The organism is Collinsella sp. LCP19S3_A7 (assembly GCF_052121995.1).
In the GTDB taxonomy this organism is placed as follows: domain Bacteria; phylum Actinomycetota; class Coriobacteriia; order Coriobacteriales; family Coriobacteriaceae; genus Collinsella.
Genome location: NZ_JBQKDE010000001.1, coordinates 49,733 through 72,189 on the forward strand (window position 1 = coordinate 49,733; position 22,457 = coordinate 72,189).

A 22,457-nucleotide genomic window follows, 5' to 3' on the forward strand; every position below is an offset into this window, starting at 1 on the left:
GGCTCATCGAAATCGTGGGCAGAGGGAGGGTAGCTAAAAGAGCCCCGTCCCAAAAAGACTGCCCGCGCTCCATTTTGCTCGTTAGCCCTCCTTGCGAACTTTTTGCAGGTAGCGGTAGACGCTGGGCTCCGAGATGCCCAGCGAGGTGGCAGCGCAGGCAACAGCGCCCTTGAGCATAAATACGCCGTTGCCGTTAAGGTGGCGAATAACGTCCACGCGATCGGCCTGCCCAAGCGAGGCGACATCCTGGCCGCGGCTTTCGAGCAATTCGGAAATGCTGTGGTCGATGAGCTCCTGCGTGGACTCCGAAAGGCTTTCGATCTCGATGGGGGAGGGCTCCGTGCGGACCGGCGCGGCGTCGAAGCAGGCCATGAGCTGCTGAGCCATGGCGTTGATGGAGCGTACCGTGGAAAGATCGGTGTTGACGCAGAGCATGCCGACGATCTCGTTATCCTCGCGAATAAAGTACGTTGCGGATTCCAACGCCTTGCCACCGGCGCCGCGCCCCTCGTAGCCCGTAATAAACGGCAGGTCGCGATACTTGGGGTCGTGCATGATCTTGAGTGCCAGATCGGTGGCGGGACCGCCGACCTTGCGGCCGCTCACGATGCCGTTGCGGATATCGACGATGGCGTGGTCGGGATCCGAGAAATCGTGCAGCACGATTTCGCTGTTTTTGCCGAGTATCTGCTCCAGGAAATCGACCATCGGCAAAAAGCGACGTACAGTCTCGTTCACGGGCAACTCCTTTGGATGAAATCGGAAGTTTTATAACAATTTTTTCTCATGGTAACACGGTGTCTATTGACTCGTATATTCGCAGGTACATTGCGTAATACAGACGAACGGTAGGATTTTGGCGGTAAGCGGTCGACCAAAAGAAAAGTTAGATGTTATTTTGACCAGACACTTTCCTGACCTGCGGAAATGCGTTGTCTCAGCTGAAAAATAGTCTGATAACAAAAAATTATTATTGAGAATGAGAAAATTCTTAAATACGATATTCACCGAAGGCACAACCTCAACCCCGCACTGCGTCACAATAGAGCGCTAGATGCGAAAACAACTACTTCGAGGATTGGTGGTCAAATGGCCCAGGAGACGGTTACGAACGGCACTGAAGCCCTGTTCACTCGCGAAGGCATGCCGCCCGTTAAGGAAATGATTCCGTGTGCCCTTCAGCACGTGCTGGCATCGTTTGCCGGCATCATTACCCCGGCGGTCATCATGGCCGGCGTCTACGGCTTTAACAGCCAGCAGAGCACCGACATCATTCAGGTGGCGCTCATTCTTTCGGCAATCGACACGGCCCTTCAGGCCTTCGCTCCTTTCCGTCGCATCGGCGGCGGCCTGCCCATCGTCATGGGCGTCTCGTTCGCGTTCCTGCCGGCCCTGCAGGCTATGGGTGCCTCGGGCTTTAGCTTTGGTGCGCTGCTGGGCGGCGAGATTGTCGGCGGTGCCGTCGCGGTCCTCTTTGGTCTGGCCTACAGCAAGATTAAGTGGCTGTTCCCGCCCGTCGTTACCGGTACGGTCATCTTCTCCATCGGCGTTTCCCTGTATCCCACGGCCGTCAAGTATATGGCCGGCGGTATGGGCACGCCGCTGTGGGGCACCCCGCAGGCCTGGTGCGTCGCTCTTATCACCTTCGCCGTGGTCTTCGCGCTCGCCAACTTTGGCAAGGGCACGTTCAAGCTGGGATCCGTGTTCTTTGGCATGATCGTTGGCATGATCGTCTCCATCCCCTTTGGCATGATCGACTTCTCCAGCGTCGCCACCGCTCAGGTCTTCGCCCTTCCCAAGCTCATGCCCTACGCGCTCGAGTTTGATCCCGAGGTCTGCATTACCCTCGCCGTCGTGTTCCCCATGGTTGCCATCCAGGTTATCGGCGATGTCTCCGCCGCCTGCCTGGGCTCCATCGACCGTATGCCCACCGAGCGCGAGCTTTCCGGCGCCATCGTGTCTCAGGGCCTCACTTCTATGGCCGGCGGCCTGCTGGGCGGTCTTCCCACCAGCGCCCTTGGCCAGAACGTGGGCATCATCTGCTCCAATAAGGTCGTCAACAAGTGGGTCTTTGTGATCATCGCGTCCGTCTTTGCCATCGCCGGCCTGTTCCCGCAGCTTTCTGCCGTCCTTTCCGCCATCCCGCAGCCCGTCATCGGCGGCGCGACCGTCGGCGTCTTTGGCACCATCACCATGAACGGCGTGCGCATGTTCACCCGCGAGGGCCTTACGCAGCGCACTACCACCATCGTCGGTACCTCCGTCGTCTTTGGCTTGGGTATCTGGATGGCCAGCGGTTGCCTTGCCGGCGAGGGTATGCCCACCTGGGTGTCCACCGTCATCGGCTCCAATGCCGTAACCCCCACCGCCATCATGGCCATCGTGCTCAACCTGATCCTTCCGCAGACGCCGGTCGTGGCTCAGCACATCGATGCTGCCAAGGACGCTGCCGTGGATCTGGTCTTGCCCGAGAGCAAGAAGTAACCCATTTGGTGCTATTCGTCGGCGGACACATCGCCTCGTCCGCCGACGTCATGCGGCGCCAAGCCGCACTTCAAAGGGTTTGTCCCGTGGGTAAAATAAGGCTGACGGCAGCCCAAGTGGTGAAGAGCTGGGCAGTGTCGTTGTTTAGATTAAGGGGTCGATGCCTTAACGGCGTCGACCCCTCTTTTTATGCTTCGGACGCTGCTTGAGTGCCTCGGAAAGTCCGATGAGCGCTGTGAGGAGCGAGACCAGAGCGGTCAGGAGCTTCCGGAACGGTCCGTGTGCGGTGGTGTACCGCCCCTTTTGCGTGCGCCGCTTGTCGAATTACGTTATAGCTAGCTATATTATCGGAAAGTATAATATAGCTAGCTATAACGTAAAGGAAGCTGAGGGTCCGTCCTGTGTTGTTGGTGACGGGGCTTTGCCCGATCGCGTGGTCTTTAGCATTTGCGGTTGAGTGCTCCGTGGATGTTGAGTGGTGGCTGGAGTAGAGCGACGAGTTGAGCGAACGCAGGAGCGGGCGCCGAGGCCTCGTTACTGAAAATTCATTTGTTAAACCTGGCAACCGTGGGTAGAATGAAGTCGACGGCAGCCCAAGGGTGATAGCTGGGCAGCGCCGTTACTTAGTTCAAGGGGTCAATGCCTTAACGGCGTCGACCCCTCTTCTTTTGCTTCGTACGCTGCTTAAGTGCCTCGGAAAGTCCGATAAGCGCGGTGAGGAGCGAGACCAAAGCAACCAAGAGCTCTACGAGCTCTGATGGGCCCGGGATGACCGCTGATTCAAGTCACCGGGCCTCAATCTTTTTCATGCATTTGAATAGAGCGGGCGACTCTCTTGGGGCCGTCTGCATGGCGTGCGACCGGCGCATGGCATTGCGCCCCGCTTTCATGTCCGCACGGGCGCCTATCCTTACGGCAATGTAGCCGCCTATGTAGCAAGCGGCAGGCAACGGAGAGAGGCCATAACCGTGTCAGCTGAAAAGACGCCGGGTATCTCGGCTATCGATACGACAAACTTTGCGCGCCAGATCGTGCTGGACTTTGAGTTTGCGCCGGTGCCAAAGCAGCGCCAGCGCCGTGGGCTGCGCAACGAGATTATCGAGGTCGGCGCCGTCAAGCTCGATTACCACGGCAACGTTATGGGCGAGTTCTCGCAGTTTGTGCAGACGGAATTTACCGAAGGCGTTGCGTATCCCGTCCGCGAGCTCACGGGGATATCGGCCGTGGACACCGCGATGGCCGATCCACTCTATGTGGTGATCAAAAGGCTCAGCGATTGGATCGGCCGCTACTCCGCCCAGATAGTTTGCTGGAGCGGGACGGACCGTCGACAGCTTTTGACCGAGTGCCAGGCAAAGCGCATCGACCTTTCCGTATTTCCTACGGACTGGGCCGACCTGCAGGCGTTTTACACCTCGATCATGGATGTGGGCAGCCATGGGCGCGTTTCGTTGGGCGACGCGGCGATGTGGTTTGGCATCGAGTTCGACGAGTCGACGGGCCACGCCCACAGCGCCCTAGCCGATGCGCGCGTGACCGCCAAGCTGCTCAAGCAGGTGATGGACGGGGACTACCACGTGAGCCCGCGCGCCCAGGAAGTCCGCCAGCGGTGGGGGATGGGCGAGCGAGCCGAGACGTGTCTTTCTAGCAAGTGCCCCGAGCTGGGCGACTTGCTGCTGAAGCTGAAGGCGGAGGGGAGGTAGGGGGCTCATTTGGCGACAAGCGGACGGAATGGTTGCGCGAAGGATTCTAGGATCAGCAGCAGATGACTGCGTTTGGGATCCTGCTCAAGGACGTGCTGACACTCGCTGGGACCAAGCGGGTCAAGAGCGTGGACATCGAGATGGCTTCCATTATCGAAGAGCGGCTTGCTAACATGATTCGCTGGACGGATAGGCAGAGACCCGTGACGCTGTGCGCGTTATCGTGCACAATGAGGCGTGCAGGCTGCCAGAGGCGAACTGTTCCGACGAGGTTCTGAGCAACTGCATCATCGAGATTATCGGGTACTTCTACGAGAGGGATTTGGCGGCGTAGAGCAATCTGATTTTACGCGTTTGCAGGAGGAAGCCGGTATGGCAGACGAGCTTGTTTTTAGTGGCGGCAAGATAGTTTACACCATGCCTCAACTGCCCAAAGTTACATCTGTGCCGCTGAACGGTAGCGCCGTGCTGGTTGGTTTTAAGGACGCTCCCAATGGGGAGGAGGTCCTCTTTGATTTTGACCCTCGGGCTGAAAAGGCTACGAAGCTCGACTATGAACTTGCAGCCGTTAGCGGGCTCCTCACGGGCGCGTTGAATATCCTGTGGCAGAAAGACTTCAACCTAGAGGGTGCCAAAGAGTGGGGCGACGAGAAGGTTGGCAAATTCGTTCTTACGATTGCAAAGTCTGCGGGTATGACAAAGGCGGATGCAACTCTAGAAGACGCCATTCGCTTTCTAGAGAAAGAGTATCCTCTTGCCGCGGACAAACTGACTGCCGAGTTTGGCGGCGGGCTCCAGCATCATCTGCGGGACTTCTCGCACCACCCGAGCTTGGTTGGCCTTGCGTGTTCGATTCTTTCGCAATTCACGTGCAAAGGCTATGGTACCGATACGGCCGGCCGGTTTGTCGCCTTTGACCTGCCTACCGCCGCCTTCGATCCCGACTGCCCTCTTATAGGCAGGAACGTTCCAGAGAAAATCGCGTTTGGCACTCTGTTCTGGGCGATGCATCTCGTGAGCGACATGGCGGGGTCTAGTTCAAACCCCGGTAAGGGGACGGGTGTTCCCGGTGTCGTGCTGTCCCTGCTAAAGGAGCTCTCCTCCCTGCCTGTTTTTCAAGACATACAGATTGCCTATAAGGGCGAGGATATTCGCATTCAGCAATGGATCTCAAAACTGTTTAACGGAACGGCGTTCAAAACCGAGGACGGCAAGCCCATTCGCTTCGACCTTCGGACGGAAGTCGGTCTTCTCGATCAGGCTTTAAGCCAGGTGCCAGCTGTCGTGGCCAACGAGGTTATCGTTCGTTGTCTCTACATGCTTTCAAGGCTCAAGGCCGAGCTAGAGCGTTGTGAAGTGAGCAAGGTCTCCGGCTTGAACAAACTCAAGGCTTCGCATTTTATGCCCTATAACAGTAGGGCCCTCACTCGCATGGTCACGGTTTCGAGCACTTCGTTTGTTCTGGCGAATCTGGCGACGGCGGCGGTCAGGGCGGGTATCGAATGCGAGGGGAACAAGGTCGTTTTCGCCCAGAAGTTCTTCTTGCGAATAAACTACATTGGAGTTGGACGCCTTGCGTTTGCCCTCCATGCGGACTGGGGCTATATGGCGGAGGAAATGTCCGAGGCTTGGGCCGAGCGCGCCAGGCGCCGCCAGGATATCTTCGATGGATTCCACTTTTATAGCCTAGATAGAGAAACGACGAGGATTGCCTTCTCGCTGAAGCTTGCCGCCATCAACTACGACTGCGGGAACGAGAAGAACGAAGTGCGCAAAGGGCAAAAGAGGAGCTGGGCTCGCGCGTGGCAGGATTCGGTCGCGGATGGCCTAGGCATTGATGCAGACGGCTACTTTTTGAGCGAGGAAGATGCGTACGGAGCCCTTGAGGCTATTTCGCGGCGGCGAGGCGGTAAAGTGCGTGCCTTGCTTGTTGCACAGGAGTTGGTTGAGTTTCGCCCCTATTCGCAGTTGGAAGATGAAGAGAAGAAGGAATACAAAGGTTTGAAGGAGAGTGGGTCTTGGGTTAAAGATGAATTTCCCAGGAGACAAGACGCGGTTGATTTGGACGCCGTACGTTCCCTAGAGAAGCAATGCGGGGCGCATATCCGTGAGCTTTCAGGTACATTGCCAAAGGTCTTGGTGGGTGGCGTCATTGCCGTGGCGGCGGCCCTGGGCACAGGAGGAGTGGCCGCGGCATTGGCTCCGGATATTGCTGTCGGTATCTTTGGAGGCTCGTTTGTCGGCCTTCACGGGGCTGCGCTTGTCAATGCGAGCCTTGCTGCGGCTGGCGGCGGTGCCTTAGCCGCCGGCGGCATGGGCATGGCCGGTGGCACTGCTTTGATTACGGGCGGCGGCGCCGCGCTTGGTCTATTGGGTTCCGGCGGCGTTGCCTTGGCGGCATCGATGGGGGAGAACTACGCGCAGTTCGTGCTCGTCGAATGTTCGAGGCTCCTTGCTTTTCTTGATGTGGCAACTGACCGCTGCCCGCATGAAGGGGCCATTTTGGTGTGGAAGGCAGCCGAGGCCGTGCGGCGCAGCATCGCTGGTGTTGAGGAAGATGTCGAGAAGGAGAATGGAAAGGGGGACCGCAGGGATAGCAGGTTGCTTAAGCAGCTGAAGAGGGGTCTTGGGTATTTGACTTCAACCCTTAAGCGGATTGAGAAGATGCAGAAGCGCCTTGGTACTGACGATGGGAGTGAGCCGCTCAACAGCTTGCCGGCAACAAGTGATGAATAGGTTCGGGCAGTCTGGCTGCAATTCTATGCCATTAGCGCCCTCGCTCAAGCTGGCGTCATGCTTACCCATCTCTTTGTGGAACGTGATAAGTGTGTTAGCGGCTTGCTCGGTGTCTTTTTGAGTTGCCGACTAGTTCTCGTCGAGCTCCTTCAGGCGGGAGAGACGACGGTTCAGAATGTTATTCCCCCTTCTTATTGGTGTTAATTACTTGTCTATCCATCTGTGCTAGACGGTAATTAGTTTTCAGTCCTTTGCTAGAATCATAGGCACATTTGTATTGCATCATGCAATCGTGGAGGTTGCCAATGAAATACGCCGAGCTTGTCGACGGAGAGGCCAAGACAAGCGAGCTCAAGAGCTTTCTTGTGGATGGCGAGAACGTTGCCGTGACCATTCGCATACCTAAAAACATGCGTGATGCGGCGAAGGACGCCGCTGCGCTTTCTGGCATCAGCTTTACCTCACTGGTAAAGATGAGCCTCATCGAATACCTGACCAAGAAGGAGAAATAGCAGTGGCGGATAGCGACGATCTCATCAAGGCCGTTGGTGCCAATATTCAAGAGAAGGCATCTCTCATCTGGGGCGCAGCCGATACCCTGCGCGGCCCTTACAAGCCGCATGAGTACGGCCTGGTCATCCTCCCCATGACAGTTATCAAGCGCTTCCATGACTGCCTCGCGCCCACCCACGACGCCGTCCTCGCCGCCGCCGAGAAATACAAAGCTTTCTCTGTAAAAGACGGCTTTCTGCGCGAGGCCTCCGGCTACCCCTTCTACAACACCTCTAAGTTCACCTTCGAAACGCTCAAGGCCGACCCGGAGAACATCGAGGACAACTTCAGGGACTTCATCAACGGGTTCTCGGACAACGTGCAGGACATTCTGGCGCGCATGAAGTTCGCCGACCAGATCGAGCGTCTTTCCGACCCGGACGCACCGCTGCTCTACCAAGTTGTCTGTGACTTCTGCAAGCCGCAAGCCGACATGTCGCCCGACAAGATCAAAGCTGTGGACATGGGCTACATCTTCGAGAACCTCATTCAGCGCTTCTCTGAGTCTTACGACGAGGACGCCGGCGCCCACTTCACGAGCCGCGACATCGTGTATCTCATGACCGACCTGCTCATTCAGGCCGACTCGCACGTATTCGACGGCGACCGCATCACAAAGACGGTTTACGACCAGACCATGGGCACCTCGCAGATGCTCGGCTGCACCGAGGAGCGTCTGCGCCAGCTCGACGCGGAGGCCCATGTAACTTGCTATGGCCAGGAGTTCAACCCCTTCACCTTCGGCATCGCGAAGGCGAGCGCGCTCATCCGCGGCGAGGACGACACCAACATGCGGTTTGGCGACACGCTTTCGGCGGATAAATTCGAGGGTTTCAAGTTCGATTACTGCATCTCAAATCCTCCGTTCGGCGACCCATGGAACCCACAGGCCGCAGCGGTGGAGAAGGAGTTCAAGTCTGCCGGCGGCGGGCGCTTTCCCGTCGAGAAGCTCCCGGCAAAGGGCGACGGGCAGATGCTCTTCGTGCTCAACGGTCTGTCGAAGCTCAAGGACGATGGGGTGATGGCGATCATCCAGGACGCGAGCCCGCTCTATAAGGGCAAACCCGGTAGCGGCGAAGACTCCATCCGTCGCTATGTGCTGGAGAACGACTGGCTCGATGCGATTGTGCAGCTGCCCTGCGACTCGTTCTACAACACGGGGATCGCCACCTATGTGTGGCTGTTCAGCAAGGCGAAGGCACCCGAGCATCGCGACCACGTGCTGCTTATCGACGCCTCCCAGTGCTTCGAGAAGCGCCGCAAGGGCATCGGCGACAAGAAGAACGACATAACCAAATCCTGCCGTGACCTTATCGTCCAGGCGTATTCCGAGTACCGCGACGGAAACTGGACGGGCATTGGATCAAACGGGCAAGAGGTTGCAGTCGAGGCTCGCCTGATGGAGACGGTCGAGTTCGGCTTCAACCGCGTGACTGTCGAGAGCCCCGTCGTCGAAGAGGATGGTAGGCCCGTCCTGAACAAGCGCGGCAAGATGCAGCCCGACAAGGCGAGGGAGGATACCGAGGACATCCCGCTGACGCAGGACATCGACGCCTACATCGAGCGCGAGGTGCGTCCATACAACGAGTACGCCTGGGTGGACAAGAAGAAGACCAAGGTGGGCTACACCATCCCGTTCACGCGCGTCTTCTACAAGTATGCCGAGCTCGAACCAGCTGACGAGATCGCAAAGCGCATCCTCGAACACGAGAAGACGCTCGAGAAGAGCCTCGAGACCCTCTTCAGAGAGGTGCGTTAGCTATGCGGGAGATGAAGGATAGCGGCGTCGAGTGGCTCGGCGAGGTGCCCGAGGAATGGACGTTGCGCCAAGCCGGCCAGCTTGCGTACCAGACGAAGGCACCCAACGAGGGCATGATCGAGACGAATCTTCTCAGCCTCAGCTACGGCAAGATCAAGAGGCGCGACATCAATGCCACCGATGGCCTGTTGCCGGCTAGCTTCGAGACCTACAATGTCATCGAGCCCAACGACATCGTTCTCAGGTTCACTGACCTGCAGAACGACCAGAAGAGTCTGAGGGTCGGCAGGGCCACCGAGCGTGGCATCATCACGTCTGCCTATGTGACCGTTCGGCCGCTTAACCCGTCCTACTCGAGGTTCATCTACTATGCTCTGCACGCCTACGACCTGCGCAAGGGTTTCTACGGCATGGGCGCAGGCGTTCGCCAGGGTCTTAAGTGGCAGGAAGCCAAGTACATAAAGCTGCCGTGGCCCGACGACGCCGAGCGCGACCGCATCACGGACTTCCTGGACGAGAAGTGCGCCGAGATCGACCGCGCCGTCTCTGCCGCTGAGAAATCTATTGAGGAGTACAGGGCATATCAAGGAACCTTAATTAGGCGTGCGATTATCTGTGGCGTGTCCTCATCTCCTAAAATGAAGAATAGTGGGATTTCAGCGATAGGGGCGATGAATGCGAACTGGCACTTAGCGATGTTGAAGCGCCTTGCGTCTTTTCTCAACGGGGACAGGAGTGGCAACTATCCCTCGGGCGAAGACATCAAGGATGCCGGGGTTCCGTTTGTCACATCTGCTGACCTTAGCGCTCGATATCTATCCGGCTCCTTTTCAAAGTACATTTCTCGAACTAAATACGACTCTCTTAAGGGCGTAAAGCTGCAGCGAGGTGACATTGTCTTTTGCTTACGCGGAAGCGTTGGCAAGTGCTCGATGAATCGGACTGAGGATTGTGGTTCCGTCGCCTCTTCGCTGGCGGTTGCGAGGCCGACTCGCTGCGTTCCCGAATGGCTAAACTACGCGTTGAGCTGTTCGACGACTACTGACCAGGCTATAGCAACCGCAATTGGCGCGACGAGCGCAAACCTTGCGGTAAATGTGTTGGAACAGGTGCTCGTTCCCCTCCCATCTCTCCCCGAGCAGCGCTGTATCGCGGACTACCTGGACGAGAAGTGTGCGCAGATTGATGCTGCCATCGCTGCCAAGCAGGCCATCATTGCCGATCTCAAGGCGTATAAGCAGTCGCTCATCTTCGAGGCCGTTACCGGCAAAAGGGAGGTCTAGCCATGTCTGCGCAGACCAAGGAAAAGAACCTCGAAGAGGATATCGAGGCGTTTCTCTGCTCGCTTGCAGGCGGCTTTCTCAAGTGCGATGACAAGCACTCGCTCCTCTACGTCGAGGACGGTACCTATCAGATGGTCGGCGGCGGCTACATGGAGCACCGAGACCGCGCGCTCGACGTCGCCACCCTGGTCAACTTCATTCAGACGACGCAGCCCAAGGCTTGGGAGCGCTTCGAGCGCATGTGCAACTCCGACCCCACGGCGAAGTTCGCCAAGGTCTTCAACGACGCCGTCGACCGCCTGGGCATGGTCTCGGTGCTCAAGCACGGCTTCAAGCACCGCGGGATCCCGTTCAAGGTCGTATTCTTCAAGCCTGAGAGCGGGCTCAACGAAAGCGCCGCCGACCGCTATGCCAAGAACGTCTGCCGCTGCATCCGCCAGTTCCACTTCGCCGAGACGGGCAACCAGACCATCGACATGGTCCTGGACGTGAACGGCATCCCCCTGGTGGGCATAGAGCTCAAGGACCAGTTCACCGGCCAGGATGTCGAGAACGCCATGCGCCAGTGGCGCGAGGACCGCGACCCGCGGTGCCGCTGCCTCAGGTTCAACACGCGCATGGTGGCGTTTTTCGCCGTCGACCTCGAGAACGTCTACATGACCACCAAGCTGGAGGGCTCGAAGACCTTCTTCCTGCCGTTCAACCAGGGCTCCGCCGGGGCGGGAAACGACGGCGGCGCCGGCAACCCCGCAAACGCGCACGGCTATGCCACGAGCCATCTGTGGGAGGTCGCCCTGCAGAAGGACAGCCTGCTCGACATCGTCAACAAGTTCCTCCACCTGGAGGTCAGGGAGGAGACGGAGCTCGATGCGCGCGGCAACGAGGTGAGGCGCAAGAGGGGGCGCATCATCTTCCCGCGCTACCATCAGCTCGACTCCGTGCGCAAGGTTATCGCCGACGTGCGCGCGAACGGGACTGGCAAGAACTACCTCGTGCAGCATTCGGCGGGGTCGGGCAAGTCAAACAGCATCGCCTGGACGGCCTATCGCCTGGCGTCCCTCTTCGTGGACGACGCCCCGCTCTTCGATTCCGTGATCGTCGTCACCGACCGCCGAGTGCTCGACAGCCAGCTGCAGGAGACCATTGCGGGCTTCGACCACGCCATAGGATCGGTCGTGACCATCGGCAAGGACAAGACCTCGGCCGACCTGCGGGACGCCATCAACGGCGGCGCCCGCCTCATCGTCTCGACCCTGCAGAAGTTCCCCGTGATCTACGAGCAGGTCGAGAGCGAGGGCAAGCGCTTCGCCATCATCGTCGACGAGGCTCACTCGTCCCAGACGGGAACGAGTGCGCTCAAGCTCAAGAGCGCCCTTGCCGACAAGCGCGACGCGCTCGAGGAGTACGCCGAGATCGAGGCGGAGGCCGAGGAGGCCGCAGCCGATTGGGAGGACCAGCTCGCCGACGAGCTCGCGAGCCACGGCCGTCACCGGAACCTGACCTTCGTGGCCTTCACCGCCACGCCGAAGGAGCAGACGCTCGAGATGTTCGGCGACGAGTGGCCCGACGGGACCTTCCATCCGTTCCATATCTACTCGATGCGCCAGGCAATCGAGGAGGGCTTCATCATGGACCCCCTCGCCAACTACGTGAGCTATTCGGAGGCGGTCGAGCTCGCGCGCACGGTCCCCGACAACCCCGACGTGCCGAGCAGTCCCACGCTCAAGCTGCTCCGCAAGTACAAGGAGCTGCACCCCTACGCTCTCGGCCAGAAGGCCGAGATCATCGTGGAGGCGTTCCGCAACGTAACGCGCACCAAGATCCGCGGCAAGGGCAAGATGATGGTGGTCACGGCGTCGCGCCTCGCGACGGTTCGCTACTACCACGAGATCAAGCGCTATATGCAGAAGAAGGGATACGACGACATCGAGGTGCTGGTGGCATTCTCGGGAGGCATCAGCGATCCCGCGGATGGCCCCGACGGCCCCGAGTACACCGAACCGTCCCTTAACGTCGGCCACGACGGCCAACGCGTCGCCGAAAGCCAGACGAAGGCCGAGTTCCACAACTACGGCGACGTGCTCGTCGTCGCCGAGAAGTACCAGACGGGCTTCGATGAACCCCTGTTGCACACGCTGGTGGTGGACAAGAAGCTCAAGGACGTGAAGGCGGTCCAGACGCTCTGCCGCGTCAACCGCATCCACCCGGACAAGGAGGACACCTACATCCTCGACTTCGTCAACAAGCCCGAGGACATCCAGAAGGCGTTCGAGCGCTTCTACACCGAGACGTCGCTCTCCGAGCAGATCAACACCGACCTCCTCTACCAGGTACAGACCGACATCCGCGGCTACGGGCTCTATGACGAGTCCGATATCGAGGCGGCTGCCGAGATAGTCTTCACCGATGGCAAGGGCAAATCGCAAGGCAACGTGCAGGGTAAGCTCGCGGCCGTCTTGAAGCCGGCGGTTGCGCGCTACAACGAGCTTGACGATGATGAGCGCTATCAGGTCCGTCGCAAGGTGCGCAGCTTCTGCAAGTGGTACACCTACATCACCCAGATCGTGCGCATGTTCGACCGTGACCTGCATAAGGAGTACGTGTATCTAAGCTACCTGCGTCATCTCCTCAAGGTCGAGAAGATTCCCGTCGAGGCGGTGGACGACAAGGTCGAGATGCGCTTCTACAAGCTCAAGCGCGAGTTCGAGGGGAGCATCTCGCTCGAGGGTACTGGCGGAGTGCTCGAACCCGGCGGCTCGGCCAAGACTGTTGTGCCCGACAAGAAGCGCGACCCGCTGCAGGTGCTCGTGGACAAGTTCAACGAGCAGTGGGCGGGCAACTTCACCGAGGGAGACCGCGTGGTGATCGATACGCTATGGAAGCGCATCGCCGACAACCCGCAGGTCGCCGATACTATCCGCCGCGATGGCAGACAGGTCTTCGAATCGAGCCTGCTGCCCAAGGTGTTTGACGAGGAGGCACGTAGAGCTTACGTGGAGAACACGGACTCCTTCACCAGCCTCTTTGAGGACAGTGAGAAGTATCGCGCCATGATGAGCGCCATCGGGCAGTTGCTGGTGGAGAAGTTCAAGTAGGATTCCTGAGATTGATGTTGGAAAAAGGGGACAACCGCAAATGAAAGCAACCGAGGCAAATCTACTCGACCTTATGGGCGTGGCGAAGATGCAGTTCGTCATTCCCGTGTACCAGCGAGTTTACTCGTGGAGTGTCAAAGAGTGCGAGGTGCTTTGGGATGACGTCATGCGAGCGGGTCGTGATGGCGTATCGCACTTCGTGGGGTCAATGCTTTATATCCCCGAGTCCGAGAGCTCTGCCACGAGTATATCGCGCGTGCTTCTAATCGACGGGCAGCAGCGCATGACGACGTTTTCGTTGATGATCGCTGCCTTGGCTGATTATCTGGAGAACAATCCCGACAAGGCCGGCTTCCTTGGCGACCTCAAGATTTCGGCGTTGCGGAAGAACTACCTCTTTAACGATGATGACTACAACGGTCTGGCGCGCTACAAGCTGGTGCTCTCGCAGGACGATAAGGAGACGCTGTTCTCCATCGTATCCGGGTCTCCCGTGCCGGATGAAAAATCGGATCGCATTGTCGAGAACCATGCGTTCTTCCGCGAAAAGATGCGCGGGAAATCATTCGATCCGGCAAGGCTTTGGGCGGGGCTAAACCGCGTGCAGGTCATCGACACTAAGCTCACCGCTGGCGTTGACAATGCCCAGCTCATATTTGAGTCCATGAACTCCAAGGGCAAGCCGCTCACGCCCATTGACCTCATCCGTAACTACGTTCTAATGTCGCTTCCCAACGACGAACAGACCAAGCTTTACGAGGGTTACTGGCATCCACTCGAGCACTTGTTCGGAAAAGGCGGCGAGGACGAGTTCAATGCATTTATCTGGTACTGGCTGTGGCTTAAAGTTCCCAATAGGATGCCAAAGGAGAACGAGGCCTACTACGAGTTTAAGCGCTATTTCACCGACGACTACGATGGTGACACCGAGGGCCTGCTTAAGGAGCTGCGCGGGTATGCACATAGATACGCCAGCCTGTTCCTTGGTAAGGAGAAGGACGACGGACTGCGCCGAGTGTTCGGCAGAATCGTAAGCCTCGACGTGAAGCAGATAAGGCCCCTCTTAATGTTGCTTTACTCGGTTTACGAGGGGAATGGGCTAAGCCGCAATGCGTTTCTACGTATCTGCGAGACTATCGAGTCGTTCCTGTTCAGGCGTGCGGTTTGCGGCAGACTTACCACGGGCCTAAATAATTTCTTTGCCGGCATGTATCGCAATCTCGAGCAGCAGGACGATATAGAGGAGTACGTTACGGCGATGCTCCTTATCCATGGCAGTGGCATGACTGCGTACTTCCCGACAGACGAGTATTTTGTCGAGGAGTTTAAGACGCGCGACTGCTACAACCGCTTCTCCAAAAAGCGCTATTACCTGGAACGCATGGAGAACTGGCACCACCCGAAGGAGCCCATCTCGGCTGACGATTACCAGATCGAGCACGTCATGCCCCAGACGATTGATGATGAGCACGGCTGGAAGGAATCGCTTGGCGAGAACTGGGAAGACATCCACGACAGGCTGTGCAACAACTTGGGAAATCTAACGCTGACGGGTTACAACCAGGAGTACTCAAACCGGTCGTTCTCGGACAAGCTCAATCTTCCGAACGTGGGACTTATGTGCAGTCCGCTCCACCTGAACAAGTCGATCGCCTCGCATGAAAAATGGGGCGAGGAGGAGATTAGGCAGCGTGCGGACGAGCTGGCGAAAGAGGCGTGCGAGATATGGAAGTACCCCGATCTTCCGGCAGATGTCGTCGATAAGTATCGCCCCTCTCGCGGGGAGTCCGACAAGGCTCCTGTCTGGACTCTGCAGGAGAATCACCCTACTTTTGCTGAAGGCGGACTCAACCAGAAGCTTTTCGATGAGGTATGCGAGTCTGTTCTGAGTGGTAACCCTTCGTGGGAGTCCTATATAGCCAAGTACTATGTAGGCTTCAGGTCGGGCAAGCGAAAATTGCATGCCGTGCTGGAAGGCAGGACCAGCAACGGTGGTTGGATTGCCGTCGGCCTGGCAAAGAGTGTGGACGAGCTGATTGACCCGGAGGCCATGTGTCAGGACAAGCGCACTCAGGGCGGATTTGGGCCGGGTATGCCGACCTATGTTGCACTCCGTAGCGCTGACGATATCTCCGCGGTGCTCGATCTTATAAAGCAGTGCTAGGTTGAAGGCCGGGAATCTAATTCCCGGCCCTTGCCAGCTCAAAATTGTCGATGGCTCATCCGCCCGTCTACACCCCCGCAATCCCGCGGGCCGCGCTCAGCAGCTCGTACTCCCTCTGGCTCCACTGGTGCAGTTCGGCCGCGCGCACGGCGTCGCGGCACAGGTCCAGGAATACCTCGGCTCCCTCGCAGAAGCACTCACGGGTAAAGGTGCCAGATCCGTCCGCAACGCACACGCCGTCGGCGAAGAGCTTCCAGCTAGACGGTTCGCGCGAGTCGTCTCCGAGCAGCTTGATCTGCAACACATGCGGATTGCCGGCGGCGCAGAGCTCTTCCTCGAGTACCTGCACCGTAAAGCGCATCTGGTAGGAGAGACTGCTCTTGACCATGGCCGAGGCATAGCCGTTCGGCCCGTCCAGAAGATGCATTCGTTTTGGCTTGGCTGCCAGGTTGTGGAAGTTGCGCTCGCTGCGCACGGAGAAATTGTCCATACGGACTCCTTTTATCGATGTTGGCAGGGCCACCGTGCCTCTTGGCCGGTTGGCGTCGGGATCGTGGAGCCAACTCTCTACCCCGACTCTGGATAAAACGCACCCGCTCCTTGCGGGCACGATGGAGTGTATCAGCGCGCGCGGACACAAATCAAGCGCGCCTGCGAAATGATGTGCAGACGGCGCTTGATTACGCGGCAATTATTCGGCCTGTATTCGGATAAGTGTCGAAATCGGCCGTAAGAAAGTACGGAAAAGTGTCAAATTCGAGCCGCCTAAATTACGGAAAAGTGTCGATTCGACCGTCATTTAACTACGGAAAAGTGTATCCTAGTGCTAAAACAGCACGTAACAAGGGGTGCGCTTATGCTGCAGAGAAAAGCGAAAGCACAGTTTGAATCTTGGCTTGCCTCGTCGCCTAACAAGGCTCTTTTGGTCAAGGGCGCCCGACAGGTAGGAAAGTCATATCTGGTCAACGTCTTTGCAAACGAATCGTTCGACAATGTCGTGACGTTCGACCTTATCGCCGACGCGTCCGTGCGCGGCGTGCAGGATCGATATTGCGGCTGAAAGCGGAAAGCGCGTTGCGAACGTTCGAAATCTCGAAGTCGCCGCCCTTTGCCACCCAGGTGGAGAAGAGGTTGTCGTAGGCGATGAAGTAGCCGCACTCGCCCTTGACGAACTCGACTGTCTCCTCGTCGTCTTCCACCAGGCTGGGCAGGTTCTCCTCGGCGAAGTCGCGCGCCTTCAGGCGGGCAACCTCGGTCTCGGACAGGAACTTGTAGAAGATGAATCCCAGAATGTAGTCCTTGTACTCGTTAGCCTCGATCTTGGATCGCATCTTGTTGGCGGACTCCCATATCTTGGAGGCCAGCCGCTGCTTGTTCATCTAGTTTTCCTCACTTCTATAGACTTGGCTGAGCGTTTCTCCGTCGTCATTTACCCATTCGATCCAGCCGTTCTGGCTGCCGCCGAGCACGAACACCGCTGCGGCGCTGGGCGTCGGGAGCTCGAGGTCCTCGACGAGTTCTGCGATGCCGCCCGAATCGCCGAAGATTGCCCTGCGCACGGCCGCCACGCCCGCGTTTTTCAGCACGGGCCTCGAGAGATTAACTTTCGAGCCGGCGAGCACGGTGAAGCGCCCGGTGGCCTTGTCGTAGCGCCCCGCTCCGCGTATGCCATTCTGCTTCGTGTGGAAGATTGCCGGCGCACCCGCGGGACCCTGGTCGACCCCGTCGAGGTCGTACCCCAGAGCCGCCATCCTGAAGAGGATCCTCTCGTGCAGGCGCTCGACGGCCTCTTCCTTGTACGGGTCGACGTAGGGCTTGGGCGTCGCCGAGTTGTCGGTCTCGTACGAGCCGTGGGTGCGCACGTAGTCGATGGCCTTCGCTTCGAGGACGTCCAGCGCATCCCTGCTGATGTTCTGGTCGTCATCGAGGAACATGATGGCCTTGTTCCAGAACTCCTTCTTTGCCTTGTGTACGTCGAGCCGGGCGATGCCCTGGGTCGTCTGTCCGGCGTAGACGCGGCTCACGTTGCCGTGGTCCTCGTCGAGCAGGTAGTAGATGCCGCACTGCGGGATGTTCGGCAGCGACTTCGCCTCGGCGAGGTCTTCCCTCGGAACGACGACGGTCACAAGCGACTCGCCGTCGATGCGGCAGATGCGGATGCGGTTCGGCTGCGCGTCTATGAGCTGGACGGTGAGAGTCTTGACCCGGATCATGCTCACGCCCCTTTCTTCGCGAGCTCTTCGATCATGCACGTGCGCACGAAGGCGGAGAAGCTCATGCCCCGCAGGGCCGCCGCCTCCTTCGCAGCGTCGCGCAGGGTGTCGGGGATGCGAAGGGTCACGGAGACCTGGTCACCGTCCACCAGGAAGCTCCTGATCTCGGTCTCGTCGGGATTGCTCTTGATGAGCTCCTTGTAGCTGTCGGGCATCTGCGCTCCCATCGCTCGAAATGCAATACAAATGCGTTCGCAACATTATACTGCGACAAGTTTTGGGGCGAAGAAGGGCTCAAGAGTTTCTAGACTCTTTGGCCTAAAACACCGAGACTTGCGTCGCCACAAGGCTTACTGTATGTAACGGGGTCTGCAAACTTCCCGAATTCAATTGCCCTGATGAAGTATTACGCAAGTGCATCGAGGGGATATACAACTACTTCTATGGCATGGACCGCGCGGCATAGTTGTTGGAGGATGCAATGACGATTGACTTGCAAAAGTGTTTAGATAACCGCGAAGGCTTTCTCGTTACGGGAACTCATGACGAACTGGCCGAGCTCGTATTCTCAGATGAGTCGGATGAGTACGCTTTTGTGGGCGCTCGCGGTTTCTTTGACACCGGTAAGAAGCGCAGTCTTATTCCGGATGGTTACATCCTGCGCGGCGCCTTTGAGCTCGGGGACATCCTGTCTGGGACTTCGCTTTTCCTCATGCTTTATGTTTTCGCACGACCCGGCTTCGGAGAGTGTCGATTTTCGACGCTCAAGCTCAAGAAACCGCTTGTCGCCAAGGCGCGTGGCTCGCGCAGGACTGACAATCTCTGCAAGATTCCGGCCGATCGATTCAGCGACGATTATCTCGCATATCTTCGGGCGGTCGAAGATTATGCAAATGGAGGGACTCCCGACTGCCCGTCTAAGTGCGGAGCTTTTTACGGTATGCCTCCAAGCGAACTTATAGAAGGAAGATTTACCCCCGCATTCTATTCTCCTCGAAATCGTAAGATACGTAGCACGCTTGCGAGTTCAAAGACCGTAGAGCTTTCGGAAGTCGCCAGCATTCTTTTGCCGCGAAAGGTTAGCGACGCCGCCAGAAACGTCTTGGTTCTCAGGCCAAGAAACATTAGATTCCCAGTTGATCTTGACTCGTTGGAGCGGGGCGAGGCAACAACGGTGCCCCTGCGCAAGGGTGATATTGTCATGTGCCTCATTGGCGAGGAGAATCACGCCATCGTCTTTGACCGCGATGGGCAAGAGCCCGTTTATGCGGGCACGAGTATGGCTGTTATTCGTGCCAACGGGATATCTCCGGAGTATCTCTGCTTCTACCTTTCCAGCGATATCGCAAAGCAGGCCCTGTCATCGTTGGCAGGTGGCGTCATCATGAAGCGTCTAGCGCTTCGCGACCTCAGTGTTTTTCCCGTTGTCGAACCATCGATGGACGAGCAGTACTATCTCACCGAATATGCCATCCTGTCCGGACGTGCGCCGAGGAACTACCAAGACCTCGAAGGCCTAAAGGGTGCGGAACCGTCTGCGGCGGAACAGATCCTTAACGCCGAAATCGCCGATAGGATTCAGGCATATAACGAGGAACAGTTACGCGCTTTCCTTTCCTCGGACATCCGTGAGCTAAATACTTGTTTTTCGCACGGCGCTTATAAGGCGTCAATCATCCTTGCCGGTTCCATTCTTGAGGCGGTTCTTATCGACTGGATTTCTGAAATCAAGCACGTTAACTACTTTGCGGAAAAGTATATGGTGCGGGACAGGAAGAGCGGCAAGATGAAACCCGCGGCCCTTATCGACTACATCAACGAGATTAAGTATCTGGAGAGGCCTCGTTGGATGAAGGAGGCGGACATGGCTCACCAGATTCGCAAGAAGAGGAATCTGGTCCATGCGAAACTTTGCATCGCTGCGGATGAGGTGAACGAAGAAACCGCGCGTATGGTTATCGAGTATCTCGACAAGGTTCTTCGAACCAGAGGGGCACACTGTCTAGGCTGATTTCGCTGAACTACACTCTCTCGTACCAAGCATTCAGCCATCTCTCATCAGCCCTTCCAAGCCGCATGTCGCTCGAAATGTCGACGCAATCGTTGCTGGGTGCCGGTACTTCGGCAATCAGGTCGCGGAAGGCGGGCATGTCGTGATTGGCGAGCTATCGGCCGTTGTATATGCCGTTGTGGTTGCCCAGTTTAGATCACTGACACTTGTGTATGTCAAAAGGCATACACAAGTGTCAGTTTTTTGACACCGTGTGGCCTATGTGGCCGCGCGCGACGGTGGCTAAGGGCTACGGTATTGTCGTTTTGGCGACATTGGGGTGCGCAAGTCTATTTCATCCTGTCTACATCCCCGCGATCCCGCGCGCGGCGCTCAGCAGCTCGTACTCCCTCTGGCTCCACTGGTGCAGTTCGGCCGCGCGCACGGCGTCGCGGCACAGGTCCAAAAACACCTCGGCTCCCTCGCAGAAGCACTCACGGGCAAAGGTGCCAGATCCGTCCGCAACGCACACGCCGTCGGCGAAGAGCTTCCAGCTGGATGGCTCGCACGAGTCATCTCCGAGCAGCTTGATCTGCAGCACATGTGGATTGCCAGCAGCACAGAGCTCTTCCTCGAGCTTCTGTACCGTAAAGCGCATCTGGTGGGAGAGGCTGTTCTTGACCATGGCCGAGGCATAGCCGTTCGGCTCGTCTAGAAGATGCATTCGTTTTGGCTTGGCTACCAAGTTGTGGAAATTGCGCTCACTGCGCACAGAGAAATTGTCCATACGGACTCCTTTCATCGATGTTGGCAGGGCCACCGTGCCTCTTGGCCGGTTGGCGTCGGGATCGTGGAGCCAACTCTCTACCCCGACTCTGGATAAAACGCGCCCGCTCCTTGCGGGCACGATGGAGTCTATCAGCGCGCGCGGACACAAATCAAGCGCGCCTGCGAAATGATGTGCAGACGGCGCTTGATTACGCGGCAATTATTCGGCCTGTATTCGGATAAGTGTCGAAATCGGCCGTAAGAAAGTATGGAAAAGTGTCAAATTCGAGCCGCTCAAATTACGGAAAAGTGTCGATTCGACCGTCATTCAACTACGGAAAAGTGTATCCTAGTGCTAAAACAGCACGTAATAAGGGGTGCGCTTATGCTGCAGAGAAAAGCGAAAGCACAGTTTCAATCTTGGCTTGCCTCGTCGCCTAACAAGGCTCTTTTGGTCAAGGGCGCCCGACAGGTAGGAAAGTCATATCTGGTCAACGTCTTTGCAAACGAATCGTTCGAAAATGTTGTGACGTTCGACCTTATCGCCGACGCGTCCGTGCGTGATTCGTTTTTGGCGGCGAAAAGTGCGGATGACCTGCTTATGCGCATGTCTATCGCTGCGACGCAGCCGATGGTTGCGAACAAGACCGTCGTGGTTATCGACGAGGTGCAGCGATGTCCCAACGTGGTGACGTTTATCAAATACCTGGTCCAGCGCGGCGACTTTCGATACATCCTTACCGGTTCGCTCCTTGGCGTTGAGCTCGAGGGCATCGATTCCCTGCCGGTGGGCTATGTCGAGCAGGTCCAGATGTACCCGCTCGACTTTGAGGAGTTTTGCTGGGCAAATGGCGTTGGTGCCAGCGTTTTTGACATGCTCAGGGGCTGTCTAAAGGATGAGGAGGAGCTCCCCAGCTACCTGTATGACCGCTTGCTCGATCTGTTCCATCAGTATGTGGTGGTGGGAGGCATGCCCGACGCGGTCAATTCCTTCTTGGCGACGCGCAATGTCGACGAGGTTCGAAACATCCACCGCGATCTTCACGCCCTGTATCGCGATGACATCGCAAAGTACGCTCCGCCCGAGCTGCGCCTGGTTATTCGCGATATCTACGATTTGATTCCCAGCGAGGCTGGCTCCAAAAACAAGCGATTCAAGCTGTCGTCGATTAACGGTGTCAAACGTTTTTCGCAGGTGACAGACCATTTTCTTTGGCTCTCGGAGGCGGGCGTTGCGCTTCCCGTGTATAACGTAACGGCGCCCGTGGCACCCCTTTTATTGGGGGAGCAGCGAAATCTGTTTAAGCTGTTTTACTTGGACACCGGAATGCTCATGTCGTCGTATTCCAAGAAGGTTGCCCAAGGGGTTTTTGATGGAGAGGCAGAAGGCCCCTTTGGCATGAATATGGGGGCGGCGTTTGAGGGCTTTGTCGCGCAAGAGCTCAAAGCCCACGGATTCAGATTGCGCTACTTTACGTCCAAAAAGGTTGGCGAGCTCGATTTTGTTGAGGAGACGCTCGATGGGGAGGTTCTTGCCATCGAGGTCAAATCGGGCAAGAGCTTTAAGTCCCACGCGGCACTCGACAACGCACTGGCAACGAAGGGCTACGGAATCGATCGCGCCCTGGTACTTGCGGAATGTAATTTGCATCGCGATGGTGACGTGCTGTATCTGCCCATCTTTATGGCAGGGCTCTTGGAGCCGTAGCG

General features: G+C 57.4%; 16 protein-coding genes and 2 riboswitches. Of the genes, 10 read left to right on the forward strand and 6 right to left on the reverse strand.

Going from position 1 to position 22,457, the window contains the following annotated elements; translation table 11 throughout:
- Positions 1–81: 81 nt before the first annotated feature.
- Positions 82–738 carry a helix-turn-helix transcriptional regulator gene (locus ACTQV3_RS00225; RefSeq protein WP_441535653.1) on the reverse strand — a complete coding sequence of 219 codons (657 nt, stop codon included), beginning with the start codon at positions 736–738 and terminating at the stop codon, positions 82–84.
- A gap of 351 nt (positions 739–1,089) precedes the next feature.
- On the opposite strand from ACTQV3_RS00225, the gene ACTQV3_RS00230 reads away from it, so the two are divergent.
- The 8 genes from ACTQV3_RS00230 (at position 1,090) to ACTQV3_RS00265 (ending at position 15,776) form a co-directional block, all read left to right on the forward strand.
- Positions 1,090–2,484: a uracil-xanthine permease family protein gene (locus tag ACTQV3_RS00230; RefSeq protein WP_441044594.1), complete on the forward strand. Its 1,395-nt coding sequence runs from the start codon at positions 1,090–1,092 to the stop codon at positions 2,482–2,484.
- 968 nt (positions 2,485–3,452) lie between these two features.
- Positions 3,453–4,187: an exonuclease domain-containing protein gene (locus tag ACTQV3_RS00235; RefSeq protein WP_441535654.1), complete on the forward strand. Its 735-nt coding sequence runs from the start codon at positions 3,453–3,455 to the stop codon at positions 4,185–4,187.
- A gap of 372 nt (positions 4,188–4,559) precedes the next feature.
- Positions 4,560–6,923: a hypothetical protein gene (locus tag ACTQV3_RS00240; protein ID WP_441535655.1), complete on the forward strand. Its 2,364-nt coding sequence runs from the start codon at positions 4,560–4,562 to the stop codon at positions 6,921–6,923.
- 305 nt (positions 6,924–7,228) lie between these two features.
- Complete coding sequence (locus tag ACTQV3_RS00245; RefSeq protein WP_117773406.1) at positions 7,229–7,435, forward strand: hypothetical protein; 207 nt, start codon at positions 7,229–7,231, stop codon at positions 7,433–7,435.
- Between the two features lie 2 nt (positions 7,436–7,437).
- Positions 7,438–9,234, forward strand: a complete 1,797-nt coding sequence (locus tag ACTQV3_RS00250; RefSeq protein ID WP_441535656.1) for a type I restriction-modification system subunit M — start codon at positions 7,438–7,440, stop codon at positions 9,232–9,234.
- A 2-nt stretch (positions 9,235–9,236) separates the two neighbouring features.
- Positions 9,237–10,517, forward strand: coding sequence for a restriction endonuclease subunit S (locus ACTQV3_RS00255; RefSeq protein ID WP_441535657.1), 1,281 nt, complete (start codon positions 9,237–9,239; stop codon positions 10,515–10,517).
- Positions 10,518–10,519: 2 nt separating this feature from the next.
- On the forward strand, positions 10,520–13,612 hold the full coding sequence (locus ACTQV3_RS00260) for a type I restriction endonuclease subunit R (protein ID WP_441535658.1): 3,093 nt from the start codon (positions 10,520–10,522) through the stop codon (positions 13,610–13,612).
- Between the two features lie 40 nt (positions 13,613–13,652).
- A complete protein-coding gene (locus ACTQV3_RS00265; protein WP_441535659.1) occupies positions 13,653–15,776 on the forward strand; it encodes a DUF262 domain-containing protein in 2,124 nt (707 codons plus the stop codon).
- Between the two features lie 67 nt (positions 15,777–15,843).
- On the opposite strand, the gene ACTQV3_RS00270 is transcribed toward ACTQV3_RS00265, so the two are convergent.
- The 4 genes from ACTQV3_RS00270 to ACTQV3_RS00285 all read right to left on the reverse strand — a co-directional run bounded on the left by ACTQV3_RS00270 (position 15,844) and on the right by ACTQV3_RS00285 (position 18,204).
- Positions 15,844–16,266, reverse strand: coding sequence for a hypothetical protein (locus tag ACTQV3_RS00270; protein ID WP_441535660.1), 423 nt, complete (start codon positions 16,264–16,266; stop codon positions 15,844–15,846).
- A gap of 8 nt (positions 16,267–16,274) precedes the next feature.
- A riboswitch (SAM riboswitch) is annotated at positions 16,275–16,365 on the reverse strand.
- A gap of 421 nt (positions 16,366–16,786) precedes the next feature.
- Positions 16,787–17,155, reverse strand: coding sequence for a type I restriction-modification system subunit M N-terminal domain-containing protein (locus ACTQV3_RS00275; protein ID WP_441535661.1), 369 nt, complete (start codon positions 17,153–17,155; stop codon positions 16,787–16,789).
- Positions 17,156–17,989, reverse strand: coding sequence for a GIY-YIG nuclease family protein (locus ACTQV3_RS00280; protein WP_441535662.1), 834 nt, complete (start codon positions 17,987–17,989; stop codon positions 17,156–17,158).
- 2 nt (positions 17,990–17,991) lie between these two features.
- A complete protein-coding gene (locus ACTQV3_RS00285; protein WP_229770608.1) occupies positions 17,992–18,204 on the reverse strand; it encodes a YlcI/YnfO family protein in 213 nt (70 codons plus the stop codon).
- A 266-nt stretch (positions 18,205–18,470) separates the two neighbouring features.
- Here ACTQV3_RS00285 and ACTQV3_RS00290 point away from each other — a divergent pair, with 266 nt between their 5' ends.
- On the forward strand, positions 18,471–20,000 hold the full coding sequence (locus ACTQV3_RS00290) for a hypothetical protein (RefSeq protein WP_441535663.1): 1,530 nt from the start codon (positions 18,471–18,473) through the stop codon (positions 19,998–20,000).
- A 343-nt stretch (positions 20,001–20,343) separates the two neighbouring features.
- On the opposite strand, the gene ACTQV3_RS00295 is transcribed toward ACTQV3_RS00290, so the two are convergent.
- Positions 20,344–20,766 (reverse strand): hypothetical protein, encoded by a 423-nt coding sequence (locus ACTQV3_RS00295; protein WP_441535664.1) that lies wholly within the window; start codon positions 20,764–20,766, stop codon positions 20,344–20,346.
- A gap of 8 nt (positions 20,767–20,774) precedes the next feature.
- Positions 20,775–20,865: riboswitch (SAM riboswitch) on the reverse strand.
- A gap of 267 nt (positions 20,866–21,132) precedes the next feature.
- Between ACTQV3_RS00295 and ACTQV3_RS00300 the strand changes: the two genes are divergently transcribed.
- The gene (locus ACTQV3_RS00300) at positions 21,133–22,455 is read left to right on the forward strand and encodes an ATP-binding protein (protein WP_441535665.1); all 1,323 of its coding nucleotides are present in this window, start codon (positions 21,133–21,135) and stop codon (positions 22,453–22,455) included.
- Positions 22,456–22,457 lie beyond the last annotated feature (2 nt).

What these genes read in the sequence shown, in the direction of transcription:
- ACTQV3_RS00285 (WP_229770608.1), bottom strand. Translation starts at nt 18,204, where the DNA reads ATGCCCGACAGCTACAAGGAGCTCATCAAGAGCAATCCCGACGAGACC.
- ACTQV3_RS00295 (WP_441535664.1), bottom strand. Translation starts at nt 20,766, where the DNA reads ATGGACAATTTCTCTGTGCGCAGTGAGCGCAATTTCCACAACTTGGTA.
- ACTQV3_RS00265 (WP_441535659.1), top strand. Translation starts at nt 13,653, where the DNA reads ATGAAAGCAACCGAGGCAAATCTACTCGACCTTATGGGCGTGGCGAAG.
- ACTQV3_RS00300 (WP_441535665.1), top strand. Translation starts at nt 21,133, where the DNA reads ATGCTGCAGAGAAAAGCGAAAGCACAGTTTCAATCTTGGCTTGCCTCG.
- ACTQV3_RS00245 (WP_117773406.1), top strand. Translation starts at nt 7,229, where the DNA reads ATGAAATACGCCGAGCTTGTCGACGGAGAGGCCAAGACAAGCGAGCTC.
- ACTQV3_RS00255 (WP_441535657.1), top strand. Translation starts at nt 9,237, where the DNA reads ATGCGGGAGATGAAGGATAGCGGCGTCGAGTGGCTCGGCGAGGTGCCC.
- ACTQV3_RS00290 (WP_441535663.1), top strand. Translation starts at nt 18,471, where the DNA reads ATGACGATTGACTTGCAAAAGTGTTTAGATAACCGCGAAGGCTTTCTC.
- ACTQV3_RS00270 (WP_441535660.1), bottom strand. Translation starts at nt 16,266, where the DNA reads ATGGACAATTTCTCCGTGCGCAGCGAGCGCAACTTCCACAACCTGGCA.
- ACTQV3_RS00240 (WP_441535655.1), top strand. Translation starts at nt 4,560, where the DNA reads ATGGCAGACGAGCTTGTTTTTAGTGGCGGCAAGATAGTTTACACCATG.
- ACTQV3_RS00260 (WP_441535658.1), top strand. Translation starts at nt 10,520, where the DNA reads ATGTCTGCGCAGACCAAGGAAAAGAACCTCGAAGAGGATATCGAGGCG.
- ACTQV3_RS00280 (WP_441535662.1), bottom strand. Translation starts at nt 17,989, where the DNA reads ATGATCCGGGTCAAGACTCTCACCGTCCAGCTCATAGACGCGCAGCCG.
- ACTQV3_RS00275 (WP_441535661.1), bottom strand. Translation starts at nt 17,155, where the DNA reads ATGAACAAGCAGCGGCTGGCCTCCAAGATATGGGAGTCCGCCAACAAG.
- ACTQV3_RS00230 (WP_441044594.1), top strand. Translation starts at nt 1,090, where the DNA reads ATGGCCCAGGAGACGGTTACGAACGGCACTGAAGCCCTGTTCACTCGC.